The sequence below is a fragment of the Thiocapsa sp. genome (assembly GCF_011390875.1).
Lineage (GTDB): Bacteria > Pseudomonadota > Gammaproteobacteria > Chromatiales > Chromatiaceae > Thiocapsa.
This window is the reverse complement of the sequence record NZ_JAABRP010000149.1, coordinates 1-12591: the sequence shown is the minus strand read 5'-3', so window position 1 is coordinate 12591 and position 12591 is coordinate 1. Positions and strand designations below refer to the sequence as shown.

Below are 12591 nucleotides of genomic sequence, written 5' to 3'. Positions count from 1 at the left end.
CGCGGTTTAGAAGTGAATATTTTTTAATGCCTTAAACCGCGCCAGCTCCGACAGGTGTCGGAGCTGGCGCGGCCAAGCCAATCCAAAAAACGACGCAGACCGCACCGGGCGCGGTTTAAGTTGGCAGCCGGAGGCCGCGGTCAGTCGGATGCGGGGTCGGTTTCCTACGCAGCGCCACCCCTCGGCGCGGCGTCGTCATGGCTCGGCAGCCAGAGTGCGAGGGTCCGGTAGAGCTCGACGGTGTCGATCGGCTTGGCTAGGTGTCCATTCATGCCGGCCTCTCGGGCGCCGTTCCGATCGATCTCCATCACGGCCGCCGAAAGGGCAATGATCGGCAGATCCGGGCGCTCGAGACGAATCCGCCGCGTGGCCTCGAAACCGTCCATGATCGGCATCTGCAGATCCATGAGGACAAGGTCGAAGTCCCGCGTCGTTGCCAGCTCGACAGCCTCGACACCGTTTTCGGCCAGGGTCACGACGGCGCCGGTCCGCTGAAGCATGCGTTTCGCGACCTCCTGGTTCAGTGCGTTGTCTTCCACCAACAGGATCGCTGCACCGGCAAAGGAGGGCGTCGGAGGCCGGGCCGGCCGCGAGGGTTTGCCGGGTTGCGGCTTCTCTCCGCGGGCTTCGAGAAGCGTGTCGAGCAGGGCCGAGGCGGTGACCGGTTTGCCCAGAAAATCGCGGAGCCCCGAGCGGTTCTTCGGCAGATCGTCGCGGTTGTAGCCGCTGACGATGATCGCCGGTGTTCCGGCACCGGTCAGAACGCCCTCTTTGCGCATCCGGAAGAGCTGCTCGACGGCCTCCAACCCGTCGAGCTCGCCGGGCATCTTCCAATCCATGAGGATGAAGTCAAAGGGCATGTGGGTCCGGTCGGCCTCGATGACGGCCTGCACCGCAGCGGCCCCGCTCGCGGCCTCCTCGACGCGGCATCGCCAACTCTCGAGGATTTCGCGGAGCACGGTTCGGGCGACGGCGTGGTCGTCGACGACCAGGACTCGGGAGCCGCTGATCTCTCGGATACTGTCCGTTCCGGTGTCCTCGCGCGCGACCGGCAGGAGCAGATCGAATGAAAAGACGCTGCCCTCTCCGGGCGAGGAGACGACCCCGAGGTGGCTGCCCATGCGTTCGACCAGTTTGCGGCTGATCACCAACCCCAACCCGGTGCCGCCGTATTTTCGTGTCGTGGAGCTGTCGGCTTGTGAAAAGGCCTGGAACAGGCGATCGACCTGTCCGGCGTCCATGCCGATCCCGGTATCCGACACTTGGAAGCGTAGGCGAACCTGATCGGTATCCCCGCCCAATCGGGTGATCCGGACCTCGACGGTTCCCTGGTCGGTGAATTTCAGCGCATTGGCGAGCAGGTTGGTCAAGACCTGGCCCAACCGCAACGCATCGCCGAGCAGAGTCCGCGGGACCTCGGGGGAGACGCGGAAGACAAGCTCGAGACCCTTCTCGCCGGCCGCGGAGCCGAAGAGTGTCGCCATTTGCTCGAGGAGTTGGTCGATTCGAAACGGTCGGGATTCCAACTCCAGCTTGCCCGCCTCGATCTTGGAGTAATCCAGGATGTCGTTGATGATCCCGAGGAGCAGGCGCGAGGAGCCGTGAATCTTGCCCAGATAGTCGCGCTGCTCGTCGTTCAGATCGGTTCCCAACAGGATTTGGCTCAGCCCGATGACGGCGTTCATCGGTGTACGGATCTCGTGGCTCATGTTCGCCAGAAACTCGCTCTTGGAGCGGCTGGCGGCCTCCGCTTGCTCGCGGCTGAGTCGCAGCGACTCCTCCGTCTCGCGTCGTTTCTGAACATTTACGAGCATTTGCGCGAACACCGTCAGCAGCCTCTGCTCGGTGTCGGAATAGCGATGGTGTGTGCTCACCGAATCGAAACCGACGAACCCTCGGCAGCGCGGCCCGTCCATCATCGGCACGGCGATCGCGCTCTTGATCCCTTGGGGCTCGAGCACCTGTCGGACACTGCTCTCGGGCGCAAGCGCGAGCACGTCGGGGACGTAGACGGTGCCGCCGCGCCGATGGGTCGTGATCCAATCGGCGATCATGGTGGTCGGAAGGGCCTGCAGGGTGTGGATCTGCGGCGCGATTTCCTGCGCGCACCATTCGTGCGTATTGGTGGCGATATGCCGCTGGAAATCGTAAGCGAAGAGGTAGGCCCGATCCGCACCGACGAAATCGCCCAGATGGCCCAGCGAGGTTTCGATGACAGAATCGACCCGGTCCAACGGCAGGCTGATATAGGTTGCGGAGATCTCCATCAAGAGATCCTGCAGGCGGGTCTCTCGCTGCAGCGCCTTTTCGCTCTCCTGAAGGCGGGCGAAGGTGTCCAGGCGCTTGATGGTGCTGCCGATGACCTGCACGAGGAGCTGCAGTAGACCGACGTCGCTTTCCGCCCAGGCATGCGCACGGCTGACGACATCGAAGCCGACGAAGCCCCCGAGCCTGCCGCTGCTGTCGACCATGGGCAGGCACAGCAGCGAACGGATGCCTTGGGCAAGAAATTCGGCCTTTTCGGCGGCCGCCTCGTCCGGGAGGGCACACACGTCGGGGATCAGCACCGGCTCGCCGGTTGCCATCCGGGCCTTCCACCAGGGCAGACGCTCGACCGGCTGGTCTTGCGATCGCCGCATCTGAGAGGCGATGCCGCGAGAACACCACTCGTGGGTATTGGTGATCCGCGAGCCGTCTTCCGACAGACGGAAAAGGTAGGCCCTCTCGACCTCGAGGAGCTCCCCGAGCCGTTGGAGGGACCGATCGAGAACGGCGTCGAAGTTGTCCGGGCGGGCCCTCGCGAAACGGGCTGAGATTGCGGCTGCCGCGCGTTCCAGTTCCAACCGTCGCGCGCTTTCGGCCTGCCTTTGCTTTCGCTCGGTCACGTCGCGTGCTGCGGCATAGATCAGCTCCCCGCTGGGGAATGAGCGCCACTCGATCCACCGATAACCGCCGTCGCGACACCGATAGCGGTTTTCGAAGCCCAGGATCGCTCCTTGTGCGTCGAGGCGGCGGGTCGCCTCGAGCGTCGCATCACGATCGTCCGGATGCACGAAATCGAGGAAAGGTTGCCCTTCCAATTCTTCGGGCGGGTAGCCGAGGGTCCGTTGCCATTCCGGGTTCACGCGCAAGAACACGCCCTCGGCGCTCACGATGCAAAACATGTCGAGTCCCGTCGTGAAGAATCGGTTGAGCTCCTCCGTTCGGGCGTTGACCAGACCGACCAGTCCCGCATGGCGACGAGCCAGCAATGCGACCACGAGCACGAAGGCGGCGGTCAGGGCGAGTCCCGTGAGTCCCGTGATCCATGCTGCCCTCACGGGATGCCTTCCCAGGAACTCCGCTCCCGCGTGGGCCGTCACCGCGAAGACCTCGCCGAAGATCGGAATGAGGCGGGTCAGCGACGGCCCGACGGGCGGCTCGCCGTTCGGAGTCCAATTCGATGCGAGCGGCTCGAATTCTCCCGAGGGGTGCAGGTAAGCGATCTGCAGGCGCGCGGCCTTGTCGGGTCCGTGGCCAAGCAAGAGGGTATCCATGCGCAGCGCGGCGACGACGACACCCCGTACATCACCCGAGTCGCCGTAGACAGGTTGAACGACGCGGATACCCTTCGGGCTCCCGGGCTCCAGCACGAAGGTGACGGGTCCGGTCGCGGTGGGCAGGCCGCTGAGCGTCGCCGTCTCGATGGCTGCACGGCGTTGTGGATCCGAGGCAAGGTCGAAGCCCAACGCCTGCACGTTGGCTGTCGTTGACGGCGCCGTGAAGAGAACGGGATAGTGATTCTCGCGCGCCGCCACCGATACTCGCCCCCTCTGCGGGTCCTCCTGCCACATCCGCGTGTCATCGATGCCCGCTGCCTTGGCCTGCGCGCCGAAGTCGTCCCGGGCCGCTGTGTGCACATGCGGCGCCCATCCCCATGCACGCACGGCCGGATTGCGGGTGAGATGGGTCGTGTAGCGGGTGAAGTCCTCTGCAGTGACATCCGCCGAACTTTTGATGAAGCTCGCCAAACCCTCGATCTCGGTATCGCGCAGGTTACGCAAGGTTCCGGCGATCGACTCGGTGCGCGCGCTCGCCAATTGGGTGAATGACCAGTCGCGCGCATGGGCCTCGCGCTGATGGGCCGTCCATGCGGCGAAGAGGGTCAAGGCGAGCCCCAAGGCCAAGGCCAGCGACGGCTCCAAGTAACGTAACCGGTGCGCGGCACCCGACTCGAGCCTGGCGCGCCTAATCAGCAGGGCCGTGCCCGCGAGGATGATCAGGATCAGCGTGAACGTGAGTACGAGTGTCGGCACGGTGGCCTTTGCGAGATCGATCCTCCAGGTGCTGGCATCCACGTCGATACCGAGCACGGCAATGACGTCGCCTTGAAGTCGATAGGCGCCGGCGCAGACGATGATGTCGCCGACGCGCTGCACGAAAGTGGTCTTGGGCTCGATGCGGTGGCTGATCGGGTTTTCGTACTCGTAGGCCACCCAACCGCTGCCCTCCGACAGCGCAATGCGCTGAATCTCCCTGCGGAACGGCGTGCCGCCGACACGGTCCGGGCGGTCGATCCAATTTTGCCCCACCAGCTCGGGTCTGACCGGATGGGCCAGGAAGGTCATGTCGAGGTCGTAGGCAAAGGCGTAGAGATCACCCCGATGGAAGGGGCCGCTCGGCTCGCGCAAGGCCTCCAGCACAGCTTCTCGGCCATGCACGCCCGCATAAACCGCCGCGCTCCTCACGAGCGCGCGGGCCTCGGCCGGGAGCGCACCGCCTTGGACGGCCTTGCTCGGCTCGAAGATCGGGACCTGGGCCGAGATCCAGGTTCCCCAACGGTCGACGAGCGGTCCTTCCACGTGCTCGTCGCCGGTGGCGAAGACACGCCGCTCTCCCTCCGATGCCTCGTCGTAGAGATCGCCGGGCGGTGAGTAATCCTCGGAATCGGGTGGCTCGTTGTCGACCAAGATGAACAACTGCCCATCCGCGCGCCGACCCATCAAATAGACGAATCGGTAGCGCGGATCCGTGCGCGCGACGGCGGCGAGCTGGCTCTTGAGTCGCCGATATTCCGGTTTTTCCGCGTCGGCGAGGTCGCCCGCAAGGACCGCGATGCGCTTGACGTTCAGCGATTGCGCCAAGAGCCGCGTCTCCAACAGCAGGCGCTCCTTCATGTCGCGATCGGCCAGCCCGACGGACCACCAGGCTCCGAGCACCCCGCCGATCAGGACCAGCACGGCCAACGCGATCGCCGCACGCGTCAACCGACGCCCCGACAGCGAGCCGGGGGCGGCAATGACTTGGCGGAGCACTTTTCGGGTCAAGGCGTGTTGGGTCCGCGTTAAGGAGTAGACCGAGCGCACGTGGGTTTATCGCAAAGCAGGGCGTGCAATGCGGCGAAAAACGCCCGTGGACTCGCAATCATCGCTTGGGCTCGCGGATACGGACCGTTGCATCTCATCGCGATCACGACGTTCCCGCCACACGATCCCTGCCCCCTGCCTTGGCCCGATAAAGCCGTTGATCGGCGATCTCGATAAGGCCATCGACGTCCATTCCCGCATATTCGCACACGCCGCCGCTGACCGTGACCTGAAGTCCGCGTTGGCTCCAGGTCAGCGCCTTCACGGTGGTGCGAATGCGCTCGGCGACCTCCAACGCCAAGGCGGCGCAGGTGTGCGGCAGGATCACCAGGAATTCCTCGCCTCCGTAACGGCCGCTGATATCGACGTCGCGGATGCATGCACGCAAGGTCGCCGCAACCTTGACCAAGACCTCGTCGCCCACGCGATGCCCGAACGTATCGTTGATCGCCTTGAAAAAATCCAGGTCGAGCAGGATGACTGAAAGCTCGTCGCCGTAGCGTTTGGCGCGATCGATCTCCTCGGCGAGCTTCTGAAGAAGATAGCGTCGGTTGTAGGCCCCGGTCAGTCCATCCGTCAAGGAGGCCAAGCGCAGGTTGTCTTGGATCGCCTTCAGCTCCGAGATGTCGACCAATGAAACGAGGCGGCTGGAGAGGCCCGAGAATCGAATCGGCATGGCCGAGACCACGGCCCAGCGTCGACTTCGGTCACTCGTCAGGATCTGGGTTTCGCGCTGCTCGCCGATCCCGGCGGGAAGCCCGTCCGCGACCAGTGCCTCCCAGGCCGTGCTGTTCAACCGCCCGGTGTTGTCGGACTCCAAGGCGAGGTAGGTCTTGGCCGCCTGGTTGGCCTGAGTGATCCCGCTTAGGCCGCGCTCGGCCAAGATCATCGGGAAGGGTGCCGCCTCGAACAAGGTGCGCAGGTTGGACTCGCTCTCGCCGAGTCTGCGCAACACCCGGCTGGCTCCGAACCAGGCGAAACCGATGACCAGGAGCATGGCGCCGCCGACCCACAGGAGCTTGCCGCGCACGCTGCGCACCAGGTCGTTCAGGAACTGCGGACTCGAATAAAAGGTGGCGATCCCGACCAGAAGGTGACCGTCCGGATCGTATAGCGGGACCTCCGTCACGAAACAGTCCGCACACCGGTCGACCCCCCGCGCCAGGCCGAGACTCTCGGGTGGAAGCGCGAGCAGATCCTCGTCGAGGAGCAGGGTGATCCGTCGGACAAAAGGGGTGTCGGTGGACTGATCTTTGAGGAGAAGCACGGCGTCGAGCTCCGTGCGGATCTTGTCGGCGAGTTGGTCGAGCGGGTGTTCGTCGCGCAGCACCGACTCGATCCCGCTGGTCTGTGCTTGGGCGAATGCACGCGAGCGGCTTTCGGCGTCCGCACGCAGGGTCGGCTCGATGACCAATACCCAATGCAGCGCGATCAGCGTCGTGAGCAGGATCCCGAGCAGCGCAAAGATCACGGCGAGGTTGCGCTCGAGGGTCAGCGAGAACCGACGGCGCGTGGCGAAGGCCCTCTCGTTCATGCCGGGCTACTCATAACGACGTGCTACTTTTAGGAAGAACGGCTTGAATTGCACCTCGGCGCGTTTTGCCCGGGACAGATTGACGAAAGGTAGGATACGGTCGGCGACATGGATTCCCGCAACGGCGCCGGCCTCCACGTCACCCGCGAAGGGCGAGAAGACCAGGGCGCGATGACGTTCCGACCAAAGGCGCAGCCGCTTTGCGCCGACGTCCACGCTGGCGACGAAGACCCCGGCGAGCAGCGACTCGTCCGAGTCCAACGCCTCCGCATTTAGGGTCTCCACGTTCAAGGGTATCTCGTGGATCCGGCCGATCCCGCGGAGTGCCGAGGCGGCATCTCGGGCGACGGCGTCGGACCCTTCGTAGACGACGCGGATTTCGAGATTCCCGCTGTCCGTGCGCTTGTCTTCAAGGTCTTCTACGGCGCCGAGGACGGCGGGAAAGAGCTTGAGCCCGACGCGAAACCGCTGCTCCTCCTCCTGCCACAGCGACTGGGTCCAGGCGCGTGTGGCGACGAGCCCGACACACAGCACGAGTGCAGCGACGAGACCTCGGCGGCAGACTCCTGCACTCGGCGGCATGACGTCGGCCCCCGTCAGAAGCGGCTGCCGACGGACAACCACCAGTGCCGCCCCGGACGGGGATAGCCGTCCGGATAGGGCAGGTCTACCCCGCCGAAGCCGGTCGGCAGATCGGGGTAGCGCACGGTCTCGTCGGTCAAATTCTTGACCCCGAAATGCGCGAAAAAGCCCGGCCCCGCTCGCTGGTAGCTCAGGGTGAGATCCGCCATGGCGTAACCCGAGACCGAATCGCGCGGATCGGATTCCGGGCGGCTTCGATCGCCGACATAGCGCAGCTGCAGGGCTGCGGTCCAGGCGTCGAGCGGGCGCCAAAGCACGGCTAGATTGGCCAGTGTGTCGGTACCGCCGGGCAGCGGTCGGTCGGTGTCGCGCGAGACGGTATCCACGTAGGAGAGATTTGCATCGACCTTCACGCGGGGTCCGAGGCGGACCTCGTATTCCAGCTCGACACCGCGCAGCCGTGCATCGGCGCTGTTGATGAATCCGTCGTCGTCGTCCCCGAAGACGATCGGATCGACGAGGTCGGACTGAAACAGGATCAGGCGTCCTTCCCATCTGGGCTGTTTAAGGATGTAGCCCAGCTCGTAGGTCGCAATCTCCCCGGCGCCGATGGACTCCCGGCCCGGATACTCGAGCTCGTAGAAGGTCGGCGGTCGAAACGCTTGGGCGTATTGGAGCTTCAGGATATTGGCCTCGTCGATGCGCCAGACGGTAGCCAAACGCGGGGTCAGGAAGGCGCCGAGGTCGCTGTAGTCGTCCAGGCGCAGCGCGGCCGTCACCGTAACGCGCTCGCTTGCGCGGATCTCGTCCTGGACGATCAGGCTGAGAATCCGCCGGTCCAGGTCGGTATCCAGCCAGCTCTGCGGCACCTCGAACGGCAGGTTGAGCCAGTTCCAGCTCGCTCGGTCGACCTGCACCTGACTTGCCTCGACGCCCAGCAAGAGCAGATGCCGGTCCCAACCGCGCCAGTGCAAGTCCGCGGCCCCGAGATAGCGCGTCTCGCGGTAATCCTGGTCCATGTAGACCGGCTGCGCGTCGAAATAACTCGGCGGGAAGACGTAGAGCCGATCGCGTGTGCGCTCGTATTGGAGCGACTCGAGCCGGATGCGCGCATCCAGCGAATTCGCCAGCACCAAGTCTTGGCCGATTTGAGCCGAGATATAGCTCTGCCCGGCGGCGAGCCGGTCGTCCGATGGCGGCAGGAAGTGATTGACCCCGAAATGGTCTCCGTAGTCGTCGTCCAGGATCTTGATCGACGCGAAGGTGTTGCGCCAGCGCAGATCGGCGAAGGCCCCGAGATAGCGGCTCGCCTCGTTCGACGGGCCGGGAGCGTTGGAGAGCCCGGCCTCGCCGATCGCGAAGAGTGCATCCTCGGAGACGTGTACGCCGCCGTTGCCGGCAAGTCCGGCGAGATTGATCGAGGCGGTCAGATCGCGTTGCGGGTCGCTCCAGTGCCAGATCCCGCCACCGCCGGCAGCGGCGCGCTCGTTGGCCTGGGCATGGATCGTGCGGTCGCCTTGCCGGGTGATGACGTTCACCACGCCGGCAAAGGCGTACTCGCCATGCACCGAGGATCCGGGTCCGCGGATGACCTCGATGCGCTCGATCTGCTCGATGGGGATGTTCAGCACCGGGTTTGCAGTGGCGAGCAGGGTCGCGTTCATCGACACGCCGTCGAGCAGAACCTTGATGTTTCCCGAGGCGTAGCCGAAACCCACTCCGCGGCTGAGGATCTGACGCTCGCCCGTCATCTCGAGCCCTTGGCTGATGCCGGGGACCAGCGAGAGCGCCTCCCAGACCGTCCGCGCTCCGCGGGCGAGCATGTCGGATCCGGACAGGATCGTCGCCATGCCCGGGACGAAGTCGGCGTTCATTCCGCTGCGGGTTGCCAGCTCGGTTTCCTGGTCGAGAAGACTCAGCAGATCGCCGAGCGGCGCGTCTGCGGATTCGGGCGTCGATTGCGAGGCGGTTGCTTGGCCCGCGGCCAGGATCGAGACCGTTATCCACGCGGCGAGTCCGCGCGGCGCGAGTGATCTTTTCAGTGCTTTTGACGACAACACACCAGGCCTCCGAGCCCTTGGCGCGAGCGGCATCCCTGTGATGCAACCGACCCGTTCGATATGAGGAAGAGCCGTTGAAGGACGGGCGTCCTCACCCCGGTGGCGCCTGCCCGTGACGACACGAGCGCTGAGCCGGGGCGGCCCAAAAACCCGAAGTACCCCTAAGACGTCGGCAGGAAACCGTCTGCCTTGAGTTTTCCGATCATGGCGGCGATGACCTCGCTGATCATGGTCTGCTCGGAGCTCGGATCCAGGGTGTCGGAGCGACCGGACCAGACCAGTTTTGCGCGTCCCGCGTCGTAGAGATTGGCCTCCAGCCGAAGCGCGCGATAATTGGCGTAATACCCCGCGGCGGTGACCTCGCTCAGGATGTGACCATAATACGGGTAGAGGCGCCCGTAAAGGCTCGGAACCACATGGGTGCGTCCACCGCTCGGGGCGGCATCCGGGTTCTCTCCCGCGAGGTAGGTGACAATGACCCCGTCGGCTCCGGATCGTCCGACCGCCTCCTGGACTGCCCGCGAGCGGCCGACATCGCGGTCTGAGAGCAGGGTATGCGCAGCACGTGCTTGGACGCCCGCGCCTTTGAGCGCCTCGACAAAATTGTCCTCGTACGCGCGGCGTACGATCGGGTTGGTGGAGATGCCGAAGACGATAAGGTCGCGATACGGGGTCGGGGGTGTACCGGGCTCGATCCAGGTCGTGCTCAAGGGCCCGGGCACGCAGCCGAGCGTGATAAGGGCGGCAAGGCCGAACGCGACGGCAAGCCGGATAGGGCGCATAAGCGAAAGCTCCGAGATCGCGAAAAAATCCATCGGGCGCGGAAGTGTGCCCCGCTCCGGGCGGCAGGACAAGCTCAGGTCGCCCCGCTCTCCTTCGGCGTGCGCGCCTTGGTATCGGCGGCGTATTCGAAGGCGTCCGAAAACATGCGATCTCGGTCGAGCCCTGCGGCCTCGAAGGCGACACGCCCGGCCTCGACCATGACGGGCGGTCCGCTCATGTAGAGATCGAACCCGCTCGGGTCCGGGTGATCCTCCAGAACGGCCATGTGAACGAATCCGGTGCGTCCCCGCCAGTGCGGATCCGGCTCCGAGAGCACCGGGACGAAGCGGAACGAAGGCAGTCGCCGTGCCCAAGCGGCCGGCAAATCGGTCAGGTAGAGGTCGCGCTGCGCACGTACCCCCCAGTAGAGCGCGATCGGGCGGTCGAGCCCGATATGAATGGCGTGCTCGATCATCCCTTTCAGCGGCGCGAACCCGGTGCCTCCGCCCATCAGGATGATCGGGCGATCCGAGTCCTCGCGGAGCACGAAGGTGCCCATCGGTCCCTGGATTCGGAGGATGCTCTTCTCGGGCATGCTCTCGAAGACATAGGCGGTGAACTCGCCGCCGGGGACATGCCGGACATGCAACTCGATCTCGGCGTCGTCGTGGGGCGCATTGGCGATGGAAAACGCCCGTCGGCGGCCGTCGCGGAGAATGAAGTCCAGATACTGGCCGGCGAGGAATTGCAGCCGCTGGTTCTCCGGCAGTTTCAGGAAGAGGCGCATGACGTCGTGATTAAGACGCTCCTTGCGCGAGACCCGGCAGGGCAGCGTGCGGACCTCGATGTGCGCAACCGACGGCACCTCGCGCACGCGCAACAGCAGATCGGAGGCCGGCACGGCCTGGCAGGTCAGGCAGCTGTCCTCGGGCTGGCCTTCGAGCGCCTCGGTCTGCCCGCTCGGGTAGTCGACCCGGCCCTCGAGCAGGTGGACCGCGCAGGATCCGCATTTGCCGTCGCGACACCCGTAAGGCAGGCCCACGCCTTGGCGCAGCGCGGCGGCGAGGATGGTTTCGCCCGACTCGACATCGAAGTGATGTTCCGCGGGGAGGGTTCGAATCTTGAAGCTCATCTCATCATTAAACCGCGTCCGGAGTGATTGTGCGATGGTTTTGGGTTCGTTGGGCCTCATTTACACCGGCGGCCGCAGTGGAGACGCGGTTTAATGATCATTTTTGAACGATTTGAATCGCGTCTGCGCCGACGTTTCGGGTGTTCTCGATGTCGGCGCGCCCGGTGCAACGCGGATTTGCACTCCCGACGCGATTCAACGATTTTGAGACATCTTGTGCCGCGTCCGCAAATTCGAGGCAGGTCGGATCATGAACAAGCAAGTCGTTGTCGGGTGTGGATATGTGGGTACTCGGGTTGCCCGCCACTATCGGGATCAGGGCGAGGCCGTCACCGGCATCGTGCGATCCGATGCCGGGGTTGCTCGGCTCGAGCAGCTAGGTATCAAGGGCTTACACTGCGATCTCGCGGCCGAGGATCTCGGCGATCTCGGTCTTGCCGGTGCGCGGATCTTTCATCTCGCGCCGCCGCCCGGGAGCGGGGTTCAAGACCCGCATACCCGACATCTTGTCGAACTCTTCGAGCGGTTCGGTCATCCGCTGCGCGTCGTCTATATCAGCACGACAGGCGTCTACGGCGACTGTGCCGGTGCTTGGATCGACGAGACGCATCCGGTCGCACCTGTGGCGGCGCGCTCGCAACGGCGCCTGGATGCGGAGGAGACGCTGCGTCGTTGGAGCGCGGCGAGCGGCCGGGATCTGGTCATCCTGCGCGTGGCAGGGATCTACGGTCCCGACCGATTGCCTCTGGAGCGCATCCGGGCGGGTACACCCATGGTCAGGCCGCAGGATGCGCCCTACACCAACCGGATCCATGTCGACGACCTGGTGACGGCCTGTATCGCAGCGATGGAACGGGCCCCGTCGGGTGGCCTCTACAACGCCTGCGACGGCCACCCCAGCACCATGACGGACTACTTTCTGGACGTGGCCGCCGCGGCCGGGCTGCCGAGCCCTCCCCTGATCGGCCTCGAGGAGGCCTCGGATCGCCTTTCCGAGGGCATGCTGTCGTATCTGAGCGAGTCGCGTCGTCTGCGCAACGATCGGCTGCGCGAAGAGTTAGGTGTGGATTTGCGTTACCCGTCGCTGGCCGAGGGTCTGCGCGGTCTCTTTTAGGCGATCGGCGTGTGCATATCCTCGAACGCGTTTGGCCGCTATGATTCGGTCCTGCACCGCAC

At 64.9% G+C, this 12591-nt stretch carries 7 protein-coding genes; 1 reads left to right on the top strand and 6 read right to left on the bottom strand.

The window, feature by feature from the left end; genetic code table 11:
- Positions 1–164 precede the first annotated feature (164 nt).
- From GPT33_RS12740 to GPT33_RS12715, 6 genes are all read right to left on the bottom strand, one after another.
- The gene (locus tag GPT33_RS12740) at positions 165–5306 is read right to left on the bottom strand and encodes a response regulator (RefSeq protein WP_296809507.1); all 5142 of its coding nucleotides are present in this window, start codon (positions 5304–5306) and stop codon (positions 165–167) included.
- A gap of 142 nt (positions 5307–5448) precedes the next feature.
- On the bottom strand, positions 5449–6879 hold the full coding sequence (locus GPT33_RS12735; protein WP_296809506.1) for a GGDEF domain-containing protein: 1431 nt from the start codon (positions 6877–6879) through the stop codon (positions 5449–5451).
- A gap of 6 nt (positions 6880–6885) precedes the next feature.
- Positions 6886–7461, bottom strand: a complete 576-nt coding sequence (locus GPT33_RS12730) for a hypothetical protein (protein ID WP_296809504.1) — start codon at positions 7459–7461, stop codon at positions 6886–6888.
- A gap of 14 nt (positions 7462–7475) precedes the next feature.
- Positions 7476–9521 (bottom strand): TonB-dependent receptor, encoded by a 2046-nt coding sequence (locus tag GPT33_RS12725; protein ID WP_296809503.1) that lies wholly within the window; start codon positions 9519–9521, stop codon positions 7476–7478.
- A gap of 161 nt (positions 9522–9682) precedes the next feature.
- Positions 9683–10303 (bottom strand): hypothetical protein, encoded by a 621-nt coding sequence (locus GPT33_RS12720; RefSeq protein WP_296809501.1) that lies wholly within the window; start codon positions 10301–10303, stop codon positions 9683–9685.
- Between the two features lie 74 nt (positions 10304–10377).
- A complete protein-coding gene (locus GPT33_RS12715; RefSeq protein ID WP_296809499.1) occupies positions 10378–11415 on the bottom strand; it encodes a CDP-6-deoxy-delta-3,4-glucoseen reductase in 1038 nt (345 codons plus the stop codon).
- A 250-nt stretch (positions 11416–11665) separates the two neighbouring features.
- On the opposite strand from GPT33_RS12715, the gene GPT33_RS12710 reads away from it, so the two are divergent.
- Positions 11666–12529 (top strand): SDR family oxidoreductase, encoded by an 864-nt coding sequence (locus GPT33_RS12710; RefSeq protein WP_296809498.1) that lies wholly within the window; start codon positions 11666–11668, stop codon positions 12527–12529.
- Positions 12530–12591 lie beyond the last annotated feature (62 nt).